Consider the following 23,738-nt stretch of genomic DNA (forward strand, 5'->3'; position numbering starts at 1 on the left):
CGCATCGCAGGCGCTGCAATACCGCAGATCGGTAATCGCCCGCCGCGCAGCACGCATCGGTGATGCGCATTAGTATGTGCTACCGGGAGCGAGTTTCACATGCTGCGCGACGGCGCCTTCTATCAAGCTGGAGTTGCCCCTGTAACTGAGGACACGCGGACACGGTTAGATTGATGACTCCGCTGCACGCCTGAACTCGCGAGGAGAGCGATATTTCAGTGCTTTGTGCGGGTGGCGCTCATTGTAGTGTTCAAACGCAACGGCCAGACGCGAGAGGGCCGTTGGCGCGTCAGGCTTATCCATATAGGCGACGTAATTGTGCTTCATGGTCTTCACGAACGACTCAGCCATACCATTGCTGAATGGCGTTTCGGTTGATGGTCTGTGTGCGCGCAAAACGCCCGCCGAAGCAGCCAAGGCGGTTGTGGTCGCACAGCAGACCGCATATCGTGGTAATAATCTGCCCTGAATGCGCTGGCTATACTTTCTTCGGATTACATCCCTTGGGCAGTCCAGCGATTTCAACACCACCTTCCTGATGCGGCTCCGGCGGCAGTGAGTGGCAACAATCCGGCGTATAGGATCGACTTCACGCAATGCTGCTGGCGAGGTTGCGAGCGGTGGACAAGATAGACTTCTCGCGCGTGGTCGTGGATTCCTCCTCGATTCGTGCGATCGGGGCGGGCGAAAAACTGGTCCGAACCCACCGATCGTGCACGACCAGGCACCACCTCGCCTCCAACGGCACGTGCATCGTGGCGATCCTAACGGGTGCCAATCGTAGCCACGTCACCCGACTAGTCCCGCTGATTGAGGCCACATCGTGCCGATCGGCGGCAGGCGCAGGCGGCCTTTGAGCCGTCCCTCGCCGCGCCAACGCCGAACGGGCTTACGACCACGACAAATACGACGCGCTCTTCGCGCGCACTATTCCCACTTGCATCGCGCGGCGTGGTCATCCGCATCGCAGTGAACCTAGGAAAGTCCGTCGGGTTGCCGAGCGTACGCATGCCCAGCCGCATCATTTCCGTCGTCTGCTATGCGCTTCGAACGTCGCGCTTCTATTCACGAAGCGTTCCTCAAACTCGGGTGTTGCTCGATCTGCTGGAACACTCTTTAGCGCGTTCAGCAGTCCTTATACAACCTTCTCTTAGAAATAAGCACGGAACTCGTGAATACGTGGCCACGCAGAAAGTCGATGCTGGATCGGTTCAGTCGAGTCAAGCGCGCGAATAGCATCGTTCGAATCGAATTCTACATCATGCATGATGTAGAAGACGCACAACCCGCCGAGGAGACTTCCGCCTACCAAGAGCCAGTAAGAAGTACCTGTGCTACGCGGTCGACAGGGGGTAAAACAGTCGATCTCCTGCTGCGTGTGCCCGTCGCGACAAGACCGCCGCGCCATGTTACTTCGAGAAGGCGAGCGGACAGAATGATGAACTTGGAAGAATCCTAGAGCACAAGAGCGGCACCATCCGGTTGCGCTCGAAACGCTCGATGCCGGCCCGCGCATGACAGAACAAGCGGCCGAACAAATTCATCGAACAGTCGTGGTATCTGACCAGCTCCGGCAAGTGCGCAAAGTGCTCTGTCCCATACAATTCCGAAACTGCTCCAACGGCAGTCCGGAAACGTTTGTATTGCGTAAACGTCGCTCTAAGGGCGCATTGGCACTCAGCACTAGACGTCCGCTGATTTGTAATATCCAGAACGCGTCCGGATCGAACCTACCCCGCAACACCGCTGCGGAAGTGATCTTGCTTAGATCCTATCTAGCAGGAAGGCCGGCGGGCTGATCCGTAAAATCGGCTTGTCAACGCTTGCTCAAAGGAGAGCATCGTGCCCGCACAACAGGTCTCCAGGCCATGCGCAGAGGAAGCCGTACTGGCGGTGTCGCTCGAGCTTGCAACGGCGAAGTGGAAAGTCGCGCTGCATGATGGCCGCCGCGATCAGCCATCCGTGCATACGGTCACGCAGCCGCAGGCGGCATGCCGTCTGCAGGCGGTGCTGTCCCTGATCGAGCACCGGCAGAAATGGGCGTTGCCAGCCGAACTACGGATCGTCGTAAGCTACGAGGCCGGCCAGGATGCGTTCTGGATCTATCGTGCCTTGCAGGCTCGCGGGATTGAATGTTATGTCGTCGATCCCGCGAGCATCCCCGTTGAACGGCAGAAGCGGCGCGCCAAGACGGACCGGCTGGATGCAATCAGGCTGGTCATCAACCTGCGTGCGTGGCTGCACGGTGAACGCGACCGCATGCGCGCGATCCGTGTGCCGTCGCTGCAGGATGAGGCGTCGCGCCACCTGATGCGCGATCGTGGACAACTACAGAAGGAAGTCCTGCAACACCGGGATCGCATGCGCAAACTGCTGGTCACGCTCGGTTGCTGGGGCGAAGTCGACAGCCGGAAGTTCGCCGCACATCTGGCACGCGGTGACGTACGGTGCCACGACGGTACGCCACTGCCACTGGAGTTGCAGCAACGGCTACTGCGCGAATGCGAGCGACTGGCGCTCGTCGAGCAGCAACTGGCGGCACTGGAGAAGGCGCGGCTCGCGAGTCTGCCCGAGTCCGCGCGCGTGCGAATCGATCGCCTCACACGCCTGAGTGGCATTGGGGCGGTTGGCGGCTCGCGACTGGTACTGGAACTGTTCTGGAGACAGTTCAGCAACCGCCGGCAGGTCGGCGCGTGCGTCGGACTCGCCCCTCAGCCTTATGACAGTGGTGAGAGCCAGGTCGACCAGGGCATCAGCAAGCAGGGTAACAGGCGAGTGCGCGCACTTCTGATCGAAATGGCATGGTCCTGGATCCGTTACCAGCCAGAGAGCGTCCTGACACATTGGTTCTCGCAGCACACAGCAGGCACTGGTCCCAATCGCCGCGCGCGACGGATTGCAATCGTCGCGGTCGCACGACGTCTCGCAATCGCACTATGGCGGCACTTAAAGGATGGAGTGATTCCAGAAGGAGCATGGTTAAAGCACGCACAATGCACTGCAGCTCAGTAGAACGATGATTGGGGTGATGCGGAAAGAAGCGAAAACAGTCTGAAGTGAACATGCCCGTGAAAGTGCCGGGTTGCTCCACGCAACCGATTCGTTAGATGGGGCATGTTCCCGATGTTGAATACGGCGTAACGCGCATGCAGGATGAGGCTGGTATCACGCCAGCGGATAGAAGGTGGTGAGACGTAAAGTCTCACGAGCGCAAGAACCGGCTTCAGACCATCGCGGCTGACTGGCAACACACACTACTCATTCTGCGATGCAGCGGAAGGACCTACACATCACTCGAGAGGTTAGCTTGGGAACGGCTTGACAAACTACTGCTCATAGAAGGCACTGTCGGCCTTAAAGCGATGGTGCGAGTTGTAGCCATAGTCGTAGATGCCTGTAAATGATCTAACGTGCCAAGCGCGCTTTTTGATCAGCGTGACCTGAGCATCGGCGGATCGTTTGGTAAGCCGGGACCCGACTTACCGCAGCCAGTATCACACAACAGCATTATTCTCCGAGATAAGCGGCCCGAACCTTCGGATCGTCGAGCATCTGTTTCGCATCGCCCGACATCGTGATCAGACCGGAGTCCATCACGTAGCCGCGATTGGCCGCCTGCAGCGCGAGACGCGCGTTCTGCTCGACGAGCAGCACCGTCATACCTTCGGCGGAAATCGAGCGCACCACTTCGAAGATCTTCTCGACCATGATCGGCGACAGGCCCATCGACGGTTCGTCGAGCAACAGCAGTTTCGGGCGCGAAATGATTGCGCGCGCCATCGCGAGCATCTGCTGCTCGCCGCCCGACAGCGTGCCCGCGTATTGCGAGGCGCGCTCCTTCAGACGCGGAAAGAAGCCGAACATGCGCTCGACGTCCGACTTGATACCGTCGACATCGTTGCGCAGATAGGCACCCATCTGCATGTTCTCGACGATCGACATGCGCGCGAAGATGCCGCGCCCTTCTGGCACCATCGCGAGACCGCGCTTGAGCAACTCGTGCGCGGGCAGGCCTTTGATCGACTGGCCCATGTACTCGATGTCGCCGGCCGCGTACGCCTTCAGGCCCGTGATCGCCTTCATCGTCGTGGTCTTGCCCGCGCCGTTCGCGCCGATCAGCGTGACGAGTTCGCCCTGCCCGACCTCGAGGTCGACACCCTTGACCGCCTGGATGCCACCGTAGTTGACCTGCAGGCCCTTGATTTTCAACATTGCTTGCGTCGTGGACATCAGTGGACCCCCGCACCCAGATAAGCTTCGATCACCTTCGCATCCTTCTGCACGTCCTGCGGCAGACCCTGCGCAATCACCTTGCCGTAGTCGAGCACCGTCATCTGGTTGCACAGGCCCATCACGAGCTTCACGTCGTGTTCGATCAGCAGAATCGTCTTGCCGTCCGCGCGGATCTTGTCGAGCAGCCTGGTCAGCTCGACCTTCTCGGTGGCGTTCATGCCGGCCGCCGGTTCGTCGAGCGCGAGCAGCTTCGGATCGGTCGCCAGCGCACGGGCGATTTCGAGGCGCCGCTGGTGGCCATACGACAGGTTGCGCGAAGTGTAGTCCGCGTATTGCGTGATGCCGACGTAGTCGAGCAGTTCGAGCGCGCGCTCCTTGATTTCGCGCTCTTCCTTGCGTTCGGCCGGCGTCTGGAACACCGCGCCGAGCAGACCGTGCTTGGTGCGCACATGACGGCCGACCATCACGTTTTCGAGCGCGGTCATGCCGCCGAACAGGCGAATGTTCTGGAACGTGCGCGCGATGCCCGCCTTCGCGACCTGATAGACCGCGGTCGGCGTGTAGTTCTCGCCGTCGAGCTTGAACTCGCCCGAATCCGGCGTGTACAGACCCGTGATCACGTTGAAGAAGGTCGTCTTACCGGCGCCGTTCGGGCCGATCAGACCGTAGATTTCGCCCGCGCGGATCTGCAGGCCGACCTCGGAAAGCGCCTGCAAACCGCCGAAGCGCTTGTTGACGCCCTTCACCGACAGACGGATCGCCGCGTTGTTGCTTACGTTATCGCTCATGTCTTTTTCTCCACCGGACCTTATGCGCGCACCGGCTTCTTGCCGCTACGCTTTGCCAGCTTCGCAATCTTGTCTTCGTGCTTCGGCGCGGGCCACAGGCCTTCCGAGCGATACAGCATGATCACGACCATCGCGAGACCGTACAGCAGCTGACGGATCACTTCGGTATCGACGATTTCATGGCCGAAGATCATGTTCTGCAGCGGACCCATCGTCGAGCGCAGGAACTCGGGGAACACCGCGAGCAGCACCGCGCCGAGGATCACGCCAGGAATGTGGCCCATGCCGCCGAGCACCACACAGGCGAGCACCACGACCGATTCCCAGAACGTGAACGATTCCGGCGACACGAAGCCCTGGAACGCACCGAACATCGCGCCCGACAAGCCGCCGAACGACGCGCCCATCGCGAACGCGAGCAGCTTCACGTTGCGGGTGTTGATGCCCATCGCCTTGGCGGCAATTTCATCTTCGCGGATCGCGGCCCATGCGCGGCCGATTCGCGAATGCTGCAGACGCGTACACGTCCAGATCACGAACAGCGCGCACAGCACGAACAGGTAGTAGTACAGGTACACCGCCGGGAACTGCATGCCGAACAGCGAGTGCGACTGCGCGAAGCTGAAGCCGCCGATCTGCACCGGAGCGATCCCGGTGATCCCCTTCGGACCGTTGGTGATATTCACCGGACGGTCGAGGTTGTTCATGAAGATCCGCACGATTTCCCCGAAGCCGAGGGTCACGATGGCCAGATAGTCGCCACGCAGTCGCAGCGTCGGCGCGCCGAGCAGAATCCCGAACATCGCGGCCAGCGCCATCGCGATCGGCACGATGATCCAGATCGGCACGTTCAGACCGTGCGGCGCGAGCGCCGCGATCCACTCGAATTGCGTCGACAGGTGCGGCGAGCTGAGCAGCGCGGCCGTGTAGGCACCGATCGCGTAGAACGCGATGTAGCCCAGGTCCAGCAGGCCGGCAAAACCCACCACCACGTTCAGGCCCAGTGCGAGCATCACGTACAGCATCGCGAAGTCGAGCACGCGGACCCAGTAGTTGCCGCCCGCCGCACCGATGATCATCGGCGCCGCGATCACGAAGATCGTCGTCAGGATGCCGATGGTCAGCGTCTTGGTGCGGTTCTTTTCGGGAATGAGCGTCGTGGACGGCTCGATCGGTTGAATTGAGGTCATGATTGTTGACTCCTTGTGGCCCGGGATCAGGCGCGATCCGCGACACGTTCGCCGAGCAGACCCGACGGACGGAACACGAGCACGACGATCAGCACGATGAACGCGAACACGTCCTGGTAGTTACTACCGAACACGCCGCCCGTGAGGTTGCCGATATAGCCGGCGCCAAGCTGCTCGATCAGGCCGAGCAGCACGCCGCCGACCATCGCGCCGCCGAGATTGCCGATACCGCCGAGCACCGCCGCGGTAAAGGCCTTCAGGCCGGGGATGAAGCCCATGTAGAAGTGCGCGTTGCCGTATTCGGACGCGATCATCACGCCGGCGAGGGCAGCCAGCGCCGAGCCGATCATGAAGGTCGCCGAAATCACGAAGTTCGGGCTCACACCCATCAGGCTCGCGACGTTCGGATTCTCGGCGATCGCGCGCATCGCGCGGCCGAGCCTGGTCTTGTGCACGAGCAGCAGCAGGCCGCCCATCACGACGAACGCCACCACGATGATCACGATTTCGGTCATCGAGATCACGGCGCCGGGCGTCGTGTCGGTGGCCTTGATCACGTTGATCGGGTCGGTGGGCAACAGCTGCGGGAACGGCAGCGGATTGCGCGACCAGATCATCATCGCGAGCGTCTGCAGCAGAATCGACACACCGATCGCGGTGGTCAGCGGCGCGAGACGCGGTGCGCGGCGCAACGGCCGGTAGGCCACGCGCTCGATCGTGTAGCCAACCACCGCGCAGACTGCCGCCGCGATGACCAACGCGACGACCAGCGTCAGCACGTTGCCGAGGCCGGGGAAGTGGTTCTGCAGCACACCTATGGCGGAGAGCGCAACCATCGCGCCCACCATCAACACGTCGCCGTGAGCGAAGTTGATGATGCCCAGAATGCCGTAAACCATCGTATAGCCCAGTGCGATGATGGCGTAGACACTGCCAAGAATCAGACCATTCATGATTTGTTGGACCAGAATGTCCATGTCTCTTACTCCAGTTGACCGCCTACGGGTCGATACGAGGTAACGAACAGCGCGACGCTGTCCGTTACCGGTCGAAAAATAATCCAGTACGATGGCGGCTATCGTCGCAAATCGCACAGACCGTCACATGTGCGTCGATCCAGTCGCCGGTCTGATCAAATGCGACTTCTCGATCATTGTCGAGAATTGCATCTGCTTGTGCACCGTCACGAAATCACGCCAGAAATCGCGCGACCGATCGCCGCCGTGTCTCCCTAATAGACGAGTTTTCTGAACGGAGGACGCGCCCGGTTCCCGACCCACTGCGTCATCCTCCGATAGCACTTGGAACGTAACCGAGCAACAAGTTGCAGCTTCTGATACTTTGTTCAAATATTCAACCGCGATTCGAACACCGCTTTCGTCGTTCCTTCCAAAGGTCAACTGCCCGCCTGTCAGCGGCTCAGCACCTCTCTCCGTTGCGACTTTAGGCTGTCCAGCCACGCGGACAGCGGACGGCAGTGCCGCGACCGAAGCGGACGACTGATTGATGCCATTCATGGATGCCCCTCTCTTTGCATCGCTCAACTGATAACGGGCTGCCATCCGTTTTGCCCCCTATGCACGTAAGCTTCCGCCGAATCCACATATTCCAAAAGTCCACGCGCCCCTTTTCCGCCCAGAGTCGACGCGACATTTAACAGCCTTCAACGTTTTCTCGACCAAGCGTTACTGACGGAGCAATACATTTTCTCGGAGCCGCACGGATCACGTCAGCAGTCGCATGGCATCCCGCTAAGGCTAGCGTCAAAAGCGATCACACAGAACCAGAAATTTCTCTTGCGTGGCCCCGGAATAGCACTATTCAACTGGGACTCTTGAATTGCGAGCACCGCATACTTACCCTCTTCGACTCATGTGCATGATCTCTATGTGCCCGACAGAATGACGCATCAGATCCAAAAATTCCTGAAGCGAACATCAGCTTGATGATGCGTTTGATGGCGCAGCGATCTCACGTGACGCTATGTTGTTCAGGTACCTCTCTTGGACAATTGTTGAGCGGTGTCGCCTACCCGTCGTTGCGCGCGTCAAGAGGCAATCAGATCGCCACCCTTTTTGTCAATGGCCGCCTTTTTGTGGATCGCCAATGCTGATCAATCGCCATCCCGAAATAACGATGTGCATTAGCAATTGCAGGAGGGGTGCAGCAGCGCATCGACCGTCTACGCCTCGTCACGCCAACCGCCGGCTAGTCTACAAAACCGCGCTTTCGAATAGCGCCAACAGCCTGATGGCCTAATGATCAGCTTCGGGGCTCGGACCGGCAAGCACCCTTTCGACGCTACGTTGCCTCCTTTTCCACCCCTTGCGGCAGTGCCTTTCCTGTCAATCTACCCGACGCGCCGAACTGTCAGCCTCCTTCAGAAGGATCAAGGTACCCCGGCACAATACTGCGGTGGACCGAGGCTGGGCCTTATTTTATTTTGCGCGATTAGGAATTTGAAATAAATTCGGCTTATATCCAAGCAGCTCACTTTTTCCTAGCCATATAAATTCTACTTATGCTGACCTAAGCAAGTTGCGCTTGTATCAGGGATGAACTGCCGTTAGGATTGCCCGATCACACCTTCCACGATCCGAGTGGACGCCGGTTCGGAGGTCATTTTTAGGGCTACGAAGCTCGTCCAGTGATGAAGTTCGATCCGATCGATAAGCCACCAGAATGAAGTGATCAAGCAGTTGAAGTGGTTGGTAGTTGGTGCCGTCGAGGAGCATGGTGAACGTGCATTGGCATCGGCATCCGACTAGAGAATGAAAGGGACTTCCCCGTCCCGAGGCTGCGGCGGAAGCCGCGAGTCGGCATCAATGTGCCAGGATGAAGTTGCGAACGTTCATCGACACCAGCGAGAGGGGAAGTCCATGCCTATTGTCACTATCGGAATCGATCTTGCCAAGAATGTATTCGCCGTTCACGGTGTGGACGAGACTGGTAAAGCGACGTTAATCAAGCCACGTGTGCCGCGCGATCAACTGGCGACCTTGATCGCGCAGTTGCCAGCGTGCCTCATCGGGATGGAAGCGTGCTCCGGCGCACATCACTGGGCGCGCTTGTTCCAGCAGCACGGCCATACGGTCAAGCTCATGGCGCCCAATCTTGTGGCGCCATATCGCATGTCGGGCAAGCGCGGCAAGAATGACGCGGCGGATGCTGCTGCAATCTGCGAAGCGGTGACGCGTCCGACCATGCGTTTCGTGCCGCTGAAGGACGAACATCAGCAGGCGACACTTTGCCTGCATCGGACACGGCAAGGTTTCGTTGAAGAGCGGACCGCGACCTACAACCGGTTGCGAGGCCTGCTCTCGGAATTCGGCGTGGTGCTGCCACAGAGCCCGGAGAAATTGCGCAGGTACATTACGGAACATCTGGACACATTGCCGGGCTGGGCGAAGCGCAGTATCAGCGATCTGCTTGAGCATGCCGGCCATATCGAGGATCGCCTGCTCGAATACGACCGTGCGATCGCCGAGATCGCGCGTGAGGATGCGCGCAGCAAGAGGCTGATGCAGTTGCGCGGCATCGGCCCAACCACGGCCGGTGCGTTGCTCGCCAGTATCGGTGCCGGGCACGACTTCAGAAACGGCCGGCAGGTGGCAGCCTGGATCGGACTCACGCCCGGTCAATACAGCAGTGGCGGCAAGGCCCGGCTGGGCAGCATCACGAAGGCAGGCGACGCCTATCTGCGGGGCCTGCTGGTCAACGGCGCACGCGCCGTAATTGCCAGTCTCGGCGAGAAACAGGATCGCTTCAGCCAGTGGGTCCGAACCCTGGTCGAGCGCCGGGGCTACTGGCGGGCGGCTGTCGCAATCGCAGCAAAGAACGCGAGATTGGCGTGGGCCATGCTGAAATATGGCGATGACTTCAAGCTCGAACCAGTGGCAGCCTGAGTTCGATTCGAGCCTGTCTATCAACCAGCAACTGGACGCGAGCACGGACATCATGAGCACATAGAAACGATCACTTTGCACTGCCATCGGTGATGTGAAGCGGGTTGGACCCGCGCGGGGCGTACCTGGCTAACACGGCGGGGATATCTATTCCCGGCTAGAGAATGAGGCCCCTGCGCGCGTCTTTCATCAGGGTCCGGGCCATGAGCCCAACATGACCGGTTGTAGAACTGCAGTCCTTCACCTTCTCACACGCACCGGCGCGGCATTGCAGTACGTATCAACAGCGAACCTCGATTGAGCTTGTGCTCAACGGGGAGCCCTTGTAGGGTGTTAGCAACTTTGGATAATCGGCGCAGCATGAACGAGCATCAACATTGCGAAGACGACGAAATGAAGCCCTGCAAGCGTCTGCGGAAGTCGCTCGTAATCTCGTGCAAGCCGCCGGAAGCGATTCAACCAGCCAAAGCTGCGCTCGACCACCCAGCGACGCGGCAGGAGGACAAAGCCTTTTTTCGCCTCCGGCAGCTTGATGACCTGCAGTTCAATGCCTTCATCACGCGCGGCCTGCGCCGCATCCTCACCTGTATAGCCTTGGTCAGCGAACGCCACCTTCACTGTCTGACCTGTTACCTGCTGAACCTGGCGGGCGAGCTCGGCAACCTGCGCTCGCTCCTGCTCGTTGGCCGGCGTAATGTGCACAGCCAACAGATTGCCCAGCGTATCGACCGCCATGTGTACCTTGCTGCCACGCTTGCGCTTATAGCCATCGTAGCCCGCACGCGGGCCGCTTTCGCACGTGGACTGCAACGTGCGTCCATCCAGGATCACCGCGCTGGGTTGCCCCCGGCGCTCTTGGGCAAGACGCAGTACCGAACGCAAATCACTGACCATCGCCTCGAAACAACCCGCGTTCAGCCACCGTTGTGTTTGCTGATAGACCAGTTCCCACGGCGGGAAGTTGGTCGGCAGCATACGCCACGAGGCACCGGCTCGCGCCATCCAGCGCAGCGCGTTGAACATTTCGCGAAGTTCGTATCGGCGTTGCGGTGCGTCCTCGTTCATCAAGGTCAAGTACGGAGCTGCGAAGCTCCATTCTTCATCCGTCACATCAGTCGGGTATGGCTTGCGTGGTGTCATCACACCAGGATACCAGGTCCAACTGAAAGTGCCTTCTATGAGCAGTAGTTTGTCAAGCCGTTCCCAAGCTAACCTCTCGAGTGATGTGTAGGTCCTTCCGCTGCATCGCAGAATGAGTAGTGTGTGTTGCCAGTCAGCCGCGATGGTCTGAAGCCGGTTCTTGCGCTCGTGAGACTTTACGTCTCACCACCTTCTATCCGCTGGCGTGATACCAGCCTCATCCTGCATGCGCGTTACGCCGTATTCAACATCGGGAACATGCCCCATCTAACGAATCGGTTGCGTGGAGCAACCCGGCACTTTCACGGGCATGTTCACTTCAGACTGTTTTCGCTTCTTTCCGCATCACCCCAATCATCGTTCTACTGAGCTGCAGTGCATTGTGCGTGCTTTAACCATGCTCCTTCTGGAATCACTCCATCCTTTAAGTGCCGCCATAGTGCGATTGCGAGACGTCGTGCGACCGCGACGATTGCAATCCGTCGCGCGCGGCGATTGGGACCAGTGCCTGCTGTGTGCTGCGAGAACCAATGTGTCAGGACGCTCTCTGGCTGGTAACGGATCCAGGACCATGCCATTTCGATCAGAAGTGCGCGCACTCGCCTGTTACCCTGCTTGCTGATGCCCTGGTCGACCTGGCTCTCACCACTGTCATAAGGCTGAGGGGCGAGTCCGACGCACGCGCCGACCTGCCGGCGGTTGCTGAACTGTCTCCAGAACAGTTCCAGTACCAGTCGCGAGCCGCCAACCGCCCCAATGCCACTCAGGCGTGTGAGGCGATCGATTCGCACGCGCGCGGACTCGGGCAGACTCGCGAGCCGCGCCTTCTCCAGTGCCGCCAGTTGCTGCTCGACGAGCGCCAGTCGCTCGCATTCGCGCAGTAGCCGTTGCTGCAACTCCAGTGGCAGTGGCGTACCGTCGTGGCACCGTACGTCACCGCGTGCCAGATGTGCGGCGAACTTCCGGCTGTCGACTTCGCCCCAGCAACCGAGCGTGACCAGCAGTTTGCGCATGCGATCCCGGTGTTGCAGGACTTCCTTCTGTAGTTGTCCACGATCGCGCATCAGGTGGCGCGACGCCTCATCCTGCAGCGACGGCACACGGATCGCGCGCATGCGGTCGCGTTCACCGTGCAGCCACGCACGCAGGTTGATGACCAGCCTGATTGCATCCAGCCGGTCCGTCTTGGCGCGCCGCTTCTGCCGTTCAACGGGGATGCTCGCGGGATCGACGACATAACATTCAATCCCGCGAGCCTGCAAGGCACGATAGATCCAGAACGCATCCTGGCCGGCCTCGTAGCTTACGACGATCCGTAGTTCGGCTGGCAACGCCCATTTCTGCCGGTGCTCGATCAGGGACAGCACCGCCTGCAGACGGCATGCCGCCTGCGGCTGCGTGACCGTATGCACGGATGGCTGATCGCGGCGGCCATCATGCAGCGCGACTTTCCACTTCGCCGTTGCAAGCTCGAGCGACACCGCCAGTACGGCTTCCTCTGCGCATGGCCTGGAGACCTGTTGTGCGGGCACGATGCTCTCCTTTGAGCAAGCGTTGACAAGCCGATTTTACGGATCAGCCCGCCGGCCTTCCTGCTACATAGGATCTAACACCCTAAAGAAATGGCCAAGGCTTTCTCCCAATAACTATGGGGGATACGGCGGGATCGGCTACTATCACGTATCCGACATGTACATCGCCCCGTTCAGTCACTTCATCCCGTGCGGCATCCACGAAGCCGTTTACATCCTCGATGGGCTGATCCTGAACGGCACCGACGTCAAGCCCGATACGATCCACTGCGATACGCAGGCACAAAGCGGTCCGGTCTTCGGTCTGTCGTACGTAGTGGGCATCAACCTGATGCCGCGCATGCGCAACATCAAGGATCTCGTGCTGTACAAGGCGGACCGACGGCGCAAATACAAGCACATCGACAGCTTGTGCTGGCAGGCGATTGACTGGGCACTAATCGAACGTCACTATGCCGACATGATGCGCGTTGCAGTGTCAATCCAAGCAGGCAGGATGACGCCGTCGACGATCCTGCGCCGCCTCGGATCGGAGAGCACAAAAAACAAGCTCTACTTCGCATTCCGGGAGCGGGGCGCGTGATCCGGACGCTGTTCCTGAGCAAGGTGATGAAATACAACCACCTTGTCGCGAACATGGTGGTCCTGTACAACGTGCAATGGATGTCGCGCAAGCTGAAGGAGCTGCAGGCGAACAGGCATCCGGTCGACGCCGAAGTACTCAAGGTGCTGTCGCCGTACCGACGGGAACACATCAACCGGTTTGGGGACTATCTGCTGGATCTCCTACGCTCCGTTCCGCCGCTCGATCCGACCATCGATTTTGCGTTCAGATCAGCAGCTTAGGCTTGGATGTGCCGGATTTTTAATGGATCCCGGCCGACCATCTATACGTCATCACAATTCCGTCAGAGACACGATGATCAATGCCTCCCCCGAACCTCTTGACCGAATCAATGCCCCGGTATGATCGATGAACAGGGAGCTTCAACTTCAACGACGAGCAAGGACATACTGGTAATGCTGTCGATTGCGCAAAGGACGCACCATGAACCTGTTTTAGGTCGCTGTTGCCGCACACCGGGCAGGCCAACTGGTCGAGGCAGAAGCAGCCTACCGGCAGCTTCTGCCTCGACCAATACGGCGCACGCTGACGCCATGCATCTGCTGGGAGTCATCGAATTGCAAAGAGGCAGACCGGGCGAAGCCGAGGTGCTGATCCTTGCGGCGCTGACACACCGCAAAGACTCTGGTTTCATGACCGATCTGGGTGTGACATTGGGTTGCCAGGGCAAACTTTCCGCCTCAGAAGCCGCTTTCCGGAAGGCATTGGAGTTGAATCCCGATCTGGCGGAAGCGCACCATCATCTCGGTATTCTCCTTGTCCAGACACAGCGTGCCGCGGAAGCGGAAGCTGCCTTTCGACGCGTCGGTTGACCTCAGGCCTGATTCTGCCGAGGCATGGGAGTAATCTGGGGCAGGTTCCTGGCGAGACCGGGCAACTGGTGGAAGCGGAGGCCGCTTTTCGCCATGCGCTGCTGTTAAAACCCCATCACGCAGAGGGACACAACAATTTCGGAATCCTGCTGGGTAGAACCGGACATTACGCCCATGCGGAAGCTGCTCTTAAAAAGGCGCTCGAACTCAACGCAAAGTATGCTGCCGCCCACAACAATCTGGGTCATTTACTGTCTGGCATCGGTCGGTTTGCCGAAGCGGAACCGGCCTTATTCCGGGCACTGGAACTGAATCCTGACTATGTCGATGCCCGTTTCAATCTGAGCCTGCTGCTCCTTGCGACAGGAAGATATGCCGAAGATTCCAAAGAAGAAAAGCGGCGCATCAAGGGACTCGAGAAGGAGTTGCAGCGCAAGGAGAAGGCGCTGGCCGAAGCGGCAGCGCTGCTGGTTCTCAGAAAAAAAGTCCAGGCGATCTGGGGAGAACAAGAGGACGATTGATCAACGTCTCGGATCGCCTGTTATGTATATCGTTGATCCGCGAGGCGGCGAAGTCGGGTTGCCGCCTGGAGCAGGCATGCGAAGAGCTGGGCCTGAGCGTGCGCACGTTCCAGCGCTGGGTTCGTGATGGCGAGGCGGTGCGAGCCGACGGCCGCAGCACGGCCTCGCGGCCCGAGCCCAGCAACAAGCTGAGCGAAGCCGAACGGCAGCGGATTCTGGAGGTGGCCAATAGCGCCGAGTTCGCCAGTTTGCCGCCCAGTCAGATCGTGCCGAGCCTGGCGGACCGCGGGGTGTATCTCGCGTCGGAGTCGAGCTTTTACCGCGTATTGCGAAGTGCCTTGCAGCAGCACCGCCGAGGTCGGGCACGGCAGCCTCCGTCACGTATGCCCGCCAGCCATTGTGCGACAGCACCGAATCAGCTGTGGTCATGGGACATCACCTGGTTACCGGCGGCGATCAAGGGCAAGTTCTACTACTGGTACATGGTGCTCGATGTGTTTAGCCGCAAGATCGTCGGTCACGAAGTCCAGGAAGCGGAATCTGCAGAACTTGCGTCGTTGCTGATGCGGCGCACGAGTTTGCGCCGAGGGCTTGGCGCGACGTCCGCTGGTGTTGCACTCCGACAATGGCAGTGCGATGAAGGGTGCGACGATGCTAGCCACGCTGGAAAACCTGGGCGTGGTGGCTTCGTTCAGCCGACCGCGTGTGAGCAACGACAACCCTTACGCCGAGGCCCTGTTCCGCACATGCAAGTACAGGCCCGACTATCCGCGTAAAGCGTTCGCGAGCCTTGGCGACGCGCGCGCCTGGACGCAGCAGTTCGTGCGTTGGTACAACTACGAGCACAAGCACAGCGGCTTGAAATTCGTCACGCCGGCGCAGCGTCATAACGGCGTCGCCAACGCAGTGCTGGCACAACGTGAAATCGTCTATGCGCTAGCCAAGGCGAGCAACCCGCGCCGCTGGTCCCGCTCGACCCGCAATTGGGAATTGAAGGACGAGGTCTGGCTCAACCCGGAGCGTGTGCCCCGAGCCGAATTAAAGCAGTGCGCGTGAACCGACGCGACAACTACGTTGACAAACACCGGTGGCAGGGCGAGCCTCTGGCTGGAAAATCCCTCGTGCTCCTGCCGGAACAGGGATTTGGCGATTGCATACAGTTCACGCGCTATATTCCCTTGTTAAAGGGATGCGGTCCGTCTCGAATTAGTGTGGTTTACGACCCGGTCCTCGGCGCCCTGCTGGAGACTGTCGATGGGGTTGACGACGTGATAACGGATTCGGGATCGGTACCGGAGCATGACTACTGGACGTTCCGCTCAGTCTGCCAATGCATTTCGGGACGACCGTTGACACCATACCCGGCTCCCTGCCCTATGTGCATGCGGCGCCAGCGCGGCTGGAATACTGGCGGAATGAACTACCCGCTGAGGGATTAAGAATCGGGTTGGTCTGGAAAGGCAGGGGAACACACGGAAACGATCGCAACCGTTCCCTGCGTGACATATCGGACCTGGCTCCGCTGTGGTCGGTACCGGGGCTGACATTCGTCAGTCTGCAGCATGGGCAAGGCGATGAATCCCGGCAAGCGTCCGCCGGACAGCCTCTCGTCGAACTGGGAGGGAAAATCAAGGATTTTGCCGACACAGCCGCCATCGTCGCCCAGTTGGACCTGACAATCTGTGTTGACACGGCGATCGCGCACGTTGCTGGCGCTCTCGGCAAACCATGCTGGGTACTGCTCCCTGCCTTTCGTTGCGACTGGCGTTGGCTGCAGGACCGAACGGATTCGCCGTGGTACCCAGGAGCCGTCAGCCTGTTCAGGCAAAGCAGGTTCGGCGATTGGCGTGAAACGATTGAAGACGTCGCCACTGCCCTGAGGATCTGGGCGGCGACGGCGCGGTCACGTTGCTGAGCCGGTCGTGTACCATATTGGCATGAAAAGGATGAGTTGGCTTTATCGCGACCAATCCTTTCCGGCGGTCGTCATCAGTTGCGCGGTCCGCTAGCACTTTCGGTTCCGTCCAACTGTTAGACGGTTTGGCACCAAACCGCGCCAGACATGGCTTTGAACTGCCCTATCGGCTCCGGGATCCGATGAACCCGCTGCAACGATGGCTCCAGACAAATCTGCAAACGCCGCGGCTTAAAAACGGTGAATCCTTGCCGATAAAGGATTTTCTGGTTCTTCTTATGGCATCCAAATTATCAGTGCACCTAATGATGCGTAACTGACAGGAAGGAGCGCCGGGAACCCACTCTCCCGAACAAGGAGCGAACCAACCATAGATTTTTCATTAAAATCATGTAGTTAAACTGAGATGTGGCGGATTTTTAACGAATCCCGGCCCTTGAGCAGTAACTGGCGACACCGGAAAAGGAGACGCTCGGGAGTCTCCCGAAGCCTCGCGGGAGCGAATCGATCGCCTCAAACGCCTGAGTAGCATCGGGGCCGTTGGCGGCTCGCGACTGGCACTGGAACTGTTCTGGCGGCAGTTTCAGCCTCGTGACAGTGGCGAGAGCCAGGTAACCAAGGCATCAGCAATCAAGGCAATCGGAGAGTGCGGACACAACGGATCGAGATGGCATGGTCGTGGTTCCGTTATCATCCAGAGAGCGTCCTTGACGTATTGGGTTCTCGCAGCGAACAGCTGGCACGGGCTCCAATCGCCGCGCGCGACGGATAGCAACCGTCGCAGTCGCACAATTTCCTTCGGCGGGAAGCTGGTCGAGAGCATGCGCCAAGATGCACCGGCCTGCACCATCCAGCGCAGCGCGTTGAAAATATCGCGAAGCACATATCGGCGCTGCGGCGCGGCTTTGCTCGTCAAGAGTACCGTCACTATCTTAGACAAAATTGATGGCGCTTAATATGTGGCAACTTCGCTTAATAAGTAAAAGGCATTGAGATTCGCGAATTTCGTTTTGAGATGACGCAATATAACGTTGGAGCTTTGATGAAAAAATTTCTGAAGACCTTTTTAATTTCGTGGTGTTTTTCGACCTGTTCGTTTTTATATGCTGCCGAATTCAGCGTCGACTTTACTTCCCCGCAAAAATATGTGCAATCGTTGGGTGCAATTAGAGCTGCAATGGGCGATGCGATGTCGCTAACGAATATCCCTGGCAATAAAATCTTGTATCAATTAAGACCCGATGCATCAAATATTGTAGAGGGGGTGACAATTGAAATAATTGGAGTTGGTCGCAATAACTCACCCTCAAATCGAGACGTTAGGTTTGTGATAAATCCATCCGATTTGTACCTAACAGGGTTTATCGTTGGGCGTATATTTTACCGATTTTCTGATTTTTCGGACACGGCGAGCGGAAGAGTACAGGTGAATGCGCCACGGCACTTGGTAGATTTCACGATAGATATGACAGTAGATTCTAGCTATCTCTCGTTGGCAAGGAGTGCCGGAGTAAGCGCAGATAGAACCGATTTGTCAATCGATAGATATTCACTGATGAAGGGTTACAGGGACCTAATAAATCATGTTTCTTCGACGCGTACGATAAACGGAGCGGAGGCAAGGGCCTTGCTATCGTACGCAACAGTGCTATCAGAGGCGGTAAGGTTTCGTAGTATCCAAGGGAATTTTGCCTCGACTGCATTAGGCGATGATGCTTTCACTCCATATCGATTGAGTCTCGAAGATTCAAATAGAACTACGCGGTGGGATCGGCTAAGTGATGAGATACGTAAGGCTCACTACGGCGCAATAAAGATTGCTACGCATGGCGCTGCCCCGATCTTACTAGCAAACGTCAGAGACGTTTTCGGAATGACGACCTGCACGAGCAAGAAATGACTCCATTCCTTCCATATGACGATTGTTTTCAGGGGTAATATCAGGAGGTGTAATATAGGATTCTGATAGTCTTTCGCGTGTTATTGCGTAGTCGCGATTTGTTTGAATTCGGTAGTTGGGGCGCTTGTCGGGCTTTTGCGTGGTGATTTTTAATGGGTAGTTAATTTTGAATTTTTACTAGGCTGTGCGGAATGTGGGCCAAAAAATATGTTCTTTGTATTTCGATGGCAGGTAGATGTTGGCATCGGGTTTGGTATTTGGCGGGGTATTATCAAGAGGGGCATATTTCTAGTCTAAGTAAATCTTCAGGGTGGGGAGTGTGAGATTAGCCTCGCAAGCTCTCAATCTGCCTCCCGTTTCAATGGGGGAAATGGTCGTGCGACGCAAGTATTCGTGAATCTATGCTGGGTATCGCCACGCACGCTCACGCAATCGAATCGAGCGTCAATGTGACATTTTGGAGCAGCCGAACGTATCTGAGGACACGAGGACTCTCTTAAAATAAGGGATAGTCTTGTGCCTAACAATAAGCCTAGTCATTACGTGGAACCCATCGAAATACTGAGTGAGCCGGAGCGCCGTCGGCGGCGCACGGCGCAGGAAAAAATCGCCATCGTGCAGGAAACGCTGGAGGCCGGAGCATCGGTGTCGGCCGTGTCGCGTCGGCACGGCGTCAACGCCAACCAGGTGTTCGGCTGGCGCAAGCAATATCAGGAAGGCAGTCTGGCGGCAGTAAAAGCGGGGCGAGACCGTGGTGCCGGCATCAGAACTCGCCGCAGCCATCAAGGAAATCAAGGAACTGCAGCGACTACTCGGGAAGAAGACGATGGAGGTCGAAATCCTGAAGGAAGCCGTGGAACGGGGCCGCTCAAAAAACCTTCTATGGGGAATTGAAAGTCAAGCCCTGTTCAAGATAAACATTCTGTTATGCAAATTACATGTCCTTGCGCGTCGTCTACGGCCAGGCCGCCCTCGAAGGGGTCACCCGATCACAGCGTCGGCTGATCACCGGCTATACAGGGTGGGGATTTTTACTTCGACACTTCTGGGGAAATTACGGTCGGCATTGACATACCGACGCGCCCCATCTGAACGAAACGGCTACCAGCAGGGGTAGCCCGGGTTTTTTCCGGGCACGTTGACCTTTAGATGCGGTGCTGCGTCTGATGCCATTCAAGTGTTTGCGATATTGATCGTCCGTGGTTTGAGTATCGCCCCGTCGGGAATTTCGCCGTGTTCAAGATAGCGCCACAGCGCGATCGCGAGATGCCGTGCGAGCGCCACAATACCGATGCGCCGTAGCCGCTTGCCGGTCCCGGCGAAACGCTCGGTGAACCAGTGGCTGAGCTGGCTGTCGGGCTGCCACCGCAGCCAGCTCCATGCAAGCTCCACCATCAGCCACCGGCATCGCCGGTTGCCGGCTTTGCTGATGCCGAGTTCGACCTCGCCGGTACATCGGTGGCCGGGTCTGGACTCACTGGTGGACCCGGCAGCGCGAGCGCATCAGCATCGAAAGCAGCTTGTCGCTGTCAAGCCGGTCCGTCTTGAAGTTCTCGGCGTGGCGCGCTCTGGTGTAGCAGCAAAACGGGCTCGCTCGTCGGATTGGCAAGATGGTCGTAGCGCCAGACTGACCGACGACGCGGAACTGGTCGAGGAAATCCAGGCCCACGTCGCGCACCTACCGACCTACGGCTACCGACGCATCTGGGCACTGCTGCGCCGTAGTCTAGAACACACCAGCGCGCCGTGCATCAACCACAAGCGGGTGTATCGGGTTATGCGTGAGCACCAGTTGCTGCTGCGTCGTCCCGGTGTGCGGCGAGACACGCGGCGGCATGACGGTCGAGTCGCCGTGGACCGCAGCGATACACGCTGGTGCTCCGATGGCTTTGAGTTCCGGTGCGACGATGGCACGCCGCTGCGCGTAACGTTCGCGCTGGACTGCTGCGACCGGGAGGCGATTAGCTGGGCTGCGACAACGGGAGGACATAGCGGCGACGTGGTGCGCGACGTGATGCTGGCTGCCGTCGAACAGCGCTTCGGCACCACGCCGGCCGCGCAGCCCATCCAATGGCTGACGGACAACGGCTCGGCCTACATCGACCATCGCACGCGCAGCTTTGCACGCGAACTGGGCCTGCAGCCACTGACCACGCCCGTGCGCTCGCCGCAGAGCAACGGTATGGCCGAGTCGTTCGTAAAGTAAAGACCATGACGCACAATTACGTCGCCTATATGGATAAGCCTGACGCGCCAACGGCCCTCTCGCGTCTGGCCGTTGCGTTTGAACACTACAATGAGCGCCACCCGCACAAAGCACTGAAATATCGCTCGCCTCGCGAGTTCAGGCGTGCAGCGGAGTCATCAATCTAACGGTGTCCGTCTGTCCTGAGTTACAGGGGCAACTCCACGTTTGAAGGGCGTGGGACCTATTCGAAGCCCATTTATTCGTTTCGAATTTTGGAAAACCATAGTAGCGCACGGCATCGGACCGGTAATGCCGCACCTTGGATCGCCCGGCGGGGACTTTGTCAAATTGAAGGGCGAGTCCATTAGATCGGCAGGATGAAGAAGGAGTCAATCGTCTTGGTTTGCGCTTCCCGGCCGCGGTGATCGGCTCCGCGGTACGCTGTATCACCGCTTCAATCTGAGCCTGCGCGAGATCGAGGCGCTACGTATTTGTAAGCGATGCCTCACCCTTTCAACTACCCGCACCCATTAGCGGGTAGATGTCACGCGACCAGTACTTACCATGGCCGCGTGAGGCCAGCCTCAACTTCATCCCGATCGCAGCAGCCGAGTGCCTCCGTTTCTTCGATTCGGTGGCTGCGACGGATCGCGCCACATACCCATAAGGATCTAGCGAGACTGCCGTCGCCTTGGCGGCCCCATGTCGCACCAAAAGAACGTTGGCACCTTCGCGCAGTGACAGGTCAGCTTGAACGGCACCTGGAAGAAGTTGATGTAGAGCGGCGAGACCTGCTAAAGGGGGCAAGGATTTCCGTGGCCCTCCAGACCTTGCCGCCTTCCGTAGCCGACTTAGCGGCGAACGATAGCGCCATTCTTCTACTAGACCCACGCCTCGTCGTTCTTCTTGTATGCACGCGACCGCGTAAGCTCGATACCCGTCGGTTTGCAGAAGTCGCACACCGCCTCGTTCATGAAGGCGCTATCGTTGTCGCAATCTAGACCACAAGGGGAAACGGCAATGCACCGTGGACCTGCCTGATATGCTCCAGAACGAATGCGCCTCTGCGAAACGGCATCACCCGCTGTCGAGCTTGCCGCCACCACAATGCGGCACGAAATCGATCTCGAAATAGCCGGGTAGATTGACCTGCGGTCGGACTCCGCTTTCTCACGTTCACCGACACACCGCGGACGGCGCTGCCGGCACCGAATTGTAGCCTGTCGTCCATTAGAATCGACAATCCGCGACGTCAACGGCGAAAAGAACGATCAGAGGCGAAGTTTGGCCCGGCTGCGACTGCGCTCCGCAAGCACATCATCAGCCTTGGAACGCGATTTGCCAAATATCCCGAAATCGATCTCGAAGCCGAAGGTGGGTCGTGCCACCGCCAACGTACAATTCGACTTCAGCTTGGGGGCAAACAAGTGGGGAATATCAATGGCTCTGACCGACGATTTGAAGAAATGGGTTGGTGAAACGTTCACTGGTGAGTCGGAAGTTCAAGAGAGTACTGGTATAAGAATACGTCGACAGCCCGATGAGCGCTAAAATTGCCTCTGCCGTCCTCGACATTACAACTCGCGTCACCGCCCGATGTCTACAACATGTCGGCTGACCGGTCGAAGTAGACGAGTGGCGTTGACATGTGGGCTCCAGAGTATTGGGGGGACATGGGCGGTGTTTGTCAACGTAGTTGTCGCGTCGCTTCACGCGCACTGCTTTAATTCGGCTCGGGGCACACGCTCCGGGTTGAGCCAGACCTCGTCCTTCAATTCCCAATTCCTTTTCTATCTGCAACGGCGCTTTTGATCAGATTACGATGATTTTTTGCGCAGGTTATGCATTTCGGATGCGCCGACAGGCTGCTTTCGCTTCGCGCCAGCGCAATCTTTGGTCGGAGTAAATTCTCGAAACGCTCAAGCTACATTGTGCCTACGCATCGCACCAAGCGGCGTCGCGCGACCACGCGACACACGCGGCATAACCGCTCAGGGCACGAAGCCAAACTGCGTCGAGATCCGCAATCAGGTCGCGATTGCACACACTCTCCTCGGAAACTACGATGCTTGGCTCGTGCTGGCCGTCGCCAAGTACAGAAAACCATGTCATGCCTCCCCCGATGCCGACGCCGCGTGCCTTCAACACCGCTTCCTTTGCCGTCCATACGTCATAAAATGCGTCGATTCGTCTGTGCATCGGCAAAGCGCTCACGTGTGCCTCTTCGCGCGGCGCAAACACCGATGACGCGAGCTTCCTCCAGTTGATGTCATTGCGACCAAATTCGATATCGACACCAACCGTCCGTCGCCGTGCAATTGCGACCAGACCATACTGCTCGGAATGCGAAACGTTAAAGTCGAGTTGTCGACCGGGGCCCCTTTGTATCGACTTATCGAGACGCGGTCGACCACCGGTGTCTAGCTCGAAACGCAATTCACTTGCCTTCAATTCTGTTCGTTCGGCCAGCAACTGACGCAGCACGACGCGCGTGATGGCACAACGCAGCGCATCGTCGCGGCGTCGGAAGCGCGCGACCTTCGCACGCTCATCGTCCGAGAGTGGAGCGAATGCGGGACAGTCGAGCGTCGCGCGAAAATCGAAGGTGATGAAAAATATCTCAATATCTGCTGCCGAAGCACGTGGTACAGCGAGTTCGCGCACATCGAAAGCCGAGGTTGCTGAAACAGTCATCAATTCACTCCGAAAATCGCATAAATACGCTCAAAACTGAAGCGCCCTTTTTCACATAGCGGCATCAATTATCAATTTTGCGCAAATACAGGGGCACGCCGACATTGGGTGAGCCTAGCAGCTGGATTATTTACGCACAGCCCCACTCCCGTAAGATTAGCCTAACCGCATATTTATATGCGAAATCTATGCCTACCAGCCAACGCCAATAGCAAATGGAACCTCGAAAGCCCTTAAAGCCCATTCACCGATAGCATCAACAGACAAACCGGACAATTTCGCCAATTTGTGTCGC

The 23,738-nt window shown here is 58.1% G+C and carries 14 protein-coding genes and 9 pseudogenes; 12 read left to right on the forward strand and 11 right to left on the reverse strand.

Annotated elements, in window-relative coordinates:
- Positions 1-165: 165 nt before the first annotated feature.
- Positions 166-369 (reverse strand): annotated as a pseudogene (locus tag BC1002_RS34520) (integrase core domain-containing protein); the annotation flags it as partial.
- 170 nt (positions 370-539) lie between these two features.
- Here BC1002_RS34520 and BC1002_RS39940 point away from each other — a divergent pair.
- A pseudogene (locus BC1002_RS39940) lies at positions 540-1,120 on the forward strand (transposase family protein); the annotation flags it as partial.
- Positions 1,121-1,842: 722 nt separating this feature from the next.
- A complete protein-coding gene (locus BC1002_RS34530) occupies positions 1,843-3,012 on the forward strand; it encodes an IS110 family RNA-guided transposase (RefSeq protein ID WP_013094582.1) in 1,170 nt (389 codons plus the stop codon).
- A 495-nt stretch (positions 3,013-3,507) separates the two neighbouring features.
- Here the strand turns inward: BC1002_RS34530 and BC1002_RS34535 are convergent, their stop codons facing one another.
- From BC1002_RS34535 to BC1002_RS37265, 5 genes are all read right to left on the reverse strand, one after another.
- Positions 3,508-4,212 (reverse strand): ABC transporter ATP-binding protein, encoded by a 705-nt coding sequence (locus BC1002_RS34535; protein WP_026228503.1) that lies wholly within the window; start codon positions 4,210-4,212, stop codon positions 3,508-3,510.
- Positions 4,213-4,229: 17 nt separating this feature from the next.
- The gene (locus BC1002_RS34540) at positions 4,230-5,021 is read right to left on the reverse strand and encodes an ABC transporter ATP-binding protein (protein WP_013090285.1); all 792 of its coding nucleotides are present in this window, start codon (positions 5,019-5,021) and stop codon (positions 4,230-4,232) included.
- Between the two features lie 20 nt (positions 5,022-5,041).
- The gene (locus BC1002_RS34545; RefSeq protein WP_013094583.1) at positions 5,042-6,211 is read right to left on the reverse strand and encodes an ABC transporter permease subunit; all 1,170 of its coding nucleotides are present in this window, start codon (positions 6,209-6,211) and stop codon (positions 5,042-5,044) included.
- 26 nt (positions 6,212-6,237) lie between these two features.
- Entirely contained in the window at positions 6,238-7,188 is a 951-nt protein-coding gene (locus BC1002_RS34550) for a branched-chain amino acid ABC transporter permease (RefSeq protein WP_013094584.1), read from the reverse strand.
- A gap of 123 nt (positions 7,189-7,311) precedes the next feature.
- The gene (locus BC1002_RS37265; protein WP_013094585.1) at positions 7,312-7,728 is read right to left on the reverse strand and encodes a hypothetical protein; all 417 of its coding nucleotides are present in this window, start codon (positions 7,726-7,728) and stop codon (positions 7,312-7,314) included.
- Between the two features lie 1,362 nt (positions 7,729-9,090).
- Between BC1002_RS37265 and BC1002_RS34555 the strand changes: the two genes are divergently transcribed.
- Positions 9,091-10,116, forward strand: a complete 1,026-nt coding sequence (locus BC1002_RS34555; protein ID WP_013094586.1) for an IS110 family RNA-guided transposase — start codon at positions 9,091-9,093, stop codon at positions 10,114-10,116.
- Between the two features lie 333 nt (positions 10,117-10,449).
- Here BC1002_RS34555 and BC1002_RS34560 read toward each other — a convergent pair whose 3' ends face one another.
- Together BC1002_RS34560 and BC1002_RS34565 are read right to left on the reverse strand one after the other, a co-directional pair.
- Entirely contained in the window at positions 10,450-11,256 is an 807-nt protein-coding gene (locus tag BC1002_RS34560) for an IS5 family transposase (protein ID WP_013094587.1), read from the reverse strand.
- Positions 11,257-11,618: 362 nt separating this feature from the next.
- On the reverse strand, positions 11,619-12,788 hold the full coding sequence (locus tag BC1002_RS34565) for an IS110 family RNA-guided transposase (RefSeq protein ID WP_013094582.1): 1,170 nt from the start codon (positions 12,786-12,788) through the stop codon (positions 11,619-11,621).
- 115 nt (positions 12,789-12,903) lie between these two features.
- On the opposite strand from BC1002_RS34565, the pseudogene BC1002_RS37270 reads away from it, so the two are divergent.
- The 8 genes and pseudogenes from BC1002_RS37270 to BC1002_RS37300 all read left to right on the forward strand — a co-directional run.
- A pseudogene (locus BC1002_RS37270) lies at positions 12,904-13,634 on the forward strand (Tn3 family transposase); the annotation flags it as partial.
- A 312-nt stretch (positions 13,635-13,946) separates the two neighbouring features.
- Complete coding sequence (locus tag BC1002_RS38195) at positions 13,947-14,225, forward strand: tetratricopeptide repeat protein (protein WP_049870340.1); 279 nt, start codon at positions 13,947-13,949, stop codon at positions 14,223-14,225.
- A gap of 68 nt (positions 14,226-14,293) precedes the next feature.
- Positions 14,294-14,593 (forward strand): annotated as a pseudogene (locus BC1002_RS39515) (tetratricopeptide repeat protein); the annotation flags it as partial.
- A 15-nt stretch (positions 14,594-14,608) separates the two neighbouring features.
- Positions 14,609-15,802, forward strand: a pseudogene (locus tag BC1002_RS38340) (IS3 family transposase); the annotation flags it as partial.
- Between the two features lie 274 nt (positions 15,803-16,076).
- On the forward strand, positions 16,077-16,661 hold the full coding sequence (locus tag BC1002_RS39310; RefSeq protein ID WP_049870342.1) for a glycosyltransferase family 9 protein: 585 nt from the start codon (positions 16,077-16,079) through the stop codon (positions 16,659-16,661).
- Between the two features lie 482 nt (positions 16,662-17,143).
- Positions 17,144-17,528: pseudogene (locus BC1002_RS39995) on the forward strand (hypothetical protein); the annotation flags it as partial.
- A gap of 175 nt (positions 17,529-17,703) precedes the next feature.
- On the forward strand, positions 17,704-18,561 hold the full coding sequence (locus tag BC1002_RS37295) for a ribosome-inactivating family protein (RefSeq protein WP_013094588.1): 858 nt from the start codon (positions 17,704-17,706) through the stop codon (positions 18,559-18,561).
- Positions 18,562-19,077: 516 nt separating this feature from the next.
- Positions 19,078-19,435: pseudogene (locus BC1002_RS37300) on the forward strand (transposase); the annotation flags it as partial.
- 299 nt (positions 19,436-19,734) lie between these two features.
- Here BC1002_RS37300 and BC1002_RS34600 read toward each other — a convergent pair.
- Positions 19,735-20,007 (reverse strand): annotated as a pseudogene (locus BC1002_RS34600) (IS110 family RNA-guided transposase); the annotation flags it as partial.
- A gap of 85 nt (positions 20,008-20,092) precedes the next feature.
- On the opposite strand from BC1002_RS34600, the pseudogene BC1002_RS34605 reads away from it, so the two are divergent.
- Positions 20,093-20,934: pseudogene (locus BC1002_RS34605) on the forward strand (IS3 family transposase); the annotation flags it as partial.
- A gap of 1,086 nt (positions 20,935-22,020) precedes the next feature.
- Here BC1002_RS34605 and BC1002_RS38210 read toward each other — a convergent pair.
- Both BC1002_RS38210 and BC1002_RS34610 read right to left on the reverse strand, forming a co-directional pair.
- On the reverse strand, positions 22,021-22,236 hold the full coding sequence (locus tag BC1002_RS38210; RefSeq protein WP_157874881.1) for a hypothetical protein: 216 nt from the start codon (positions 22,234-22,236) through the stop codon (positions 22,021-22,023).
- A 448-nt stretch (positions 22,237-22,684) separates the two neighbouring features.
- Positions 22,685-23,443, reverse strand: a complete 759-nt coding sequence (locus tag BC1002_RS34610) for a 4'-phosphopantetheinyl transferase family protein (protein ID WP_013094590.1) — start codon at positions 23,441-23,443, stop codon at positions 22,685-22,687.
- Between the last annotated feature and the right edge of the window lie 295 nt (positions 23,444-23,738).

The organism is Paraburkholderia atlantica, from assembly GCF_000092885.1.
GTDB classification, from domain to species: Bacteria; Pseudomonadota; Gammaproteobacteria; order Burkholderiales; family Burkholderiaceae; genus Paraburkholderia; species Paraburkholderia atlantica.

Excerpts from the sequence above, each read along its gene's own strand:
- BC1002_RS34535 (WP_026228503.1), bottom strand. The coding sequence starts at position 4,212 with ATGTTGAAAATCAAGGGCCTGCAGGTCAACTACGGTGGCATCCAGGCG.
- BC1002_RS34540 (WP_013090285.1), bottom strand. The coding sequence starts at position 5,021 with ATGAGCGATAACGTAAGCAACAACGCGGCGATCCGTCTGTCGGTGAAG.
- BC1002_RS34545 (WP_013094583.1), bottom strand. The coding sequence starts at position 6,211 with ATGACCTCAATTCAACCGATCGAGCCGTCCACGACGCTCATTCCCGAA.
- BC1002_RS34550 (WP_013094584.1), bottom strand. The coding sequence starts at position 7,188 with ATGGACATTCTGGTCCAACAAATCATGAATGGTCTGATTCTTGGCAGT.
- BC1002_RS37265 (WP_013094585.1), bottom strand. The coding sequence starts at position 7,728 with ATGAATGGCATCAATCAGTCGTCCGCTTCGGTCGCGGCACTGCCGTCC.
- BC1002_RS34555 (WP_013094586.1), top strand. The coding sequence starts at position 9,091 with ATGCCTATTGTCACTATCGGAATCGATCTTGCCAAGAATGTATTCGCC.
- BC1002_RS34560 (WP_013094587.1), bottom strand. The coding sequence starts at position 11,256 with ATGACACCACGCAAGCCATACCCGACTGATGTGACGGATGAAGAATGG.
- BC1002_RS38195 (WP_049870340.1), top strand. The coding sequence starts at position 13,947 with ATGCATCTGCTGGGAGTCATCGAATTGCAAAGAGGCAGACCGGGCGAA.
- BC1002_RS39310 (WP_049870342.1), top strand. The coding sequence starts at position 16,077 with ATGCATTTCGGGACGACCGTTGACACCATACCCGGCTCCCTGCCCTAT.
- BC1002_RS37295 (WP_013094588.1), top strand. The coding sequence starts at position 17,704 with ATGAAAAAATTTCTGAAGACCTTTTTAATTTCGTGGTGTTTTTCGACC.
- BC1002_RS34610 (WP_013094590.1), bottom strand. The coding sequence starts at position 23,443 with ATGACTGTTTCAGCAACCTCGGCTTTCGATGTGCGCGAACTCGCTGTA.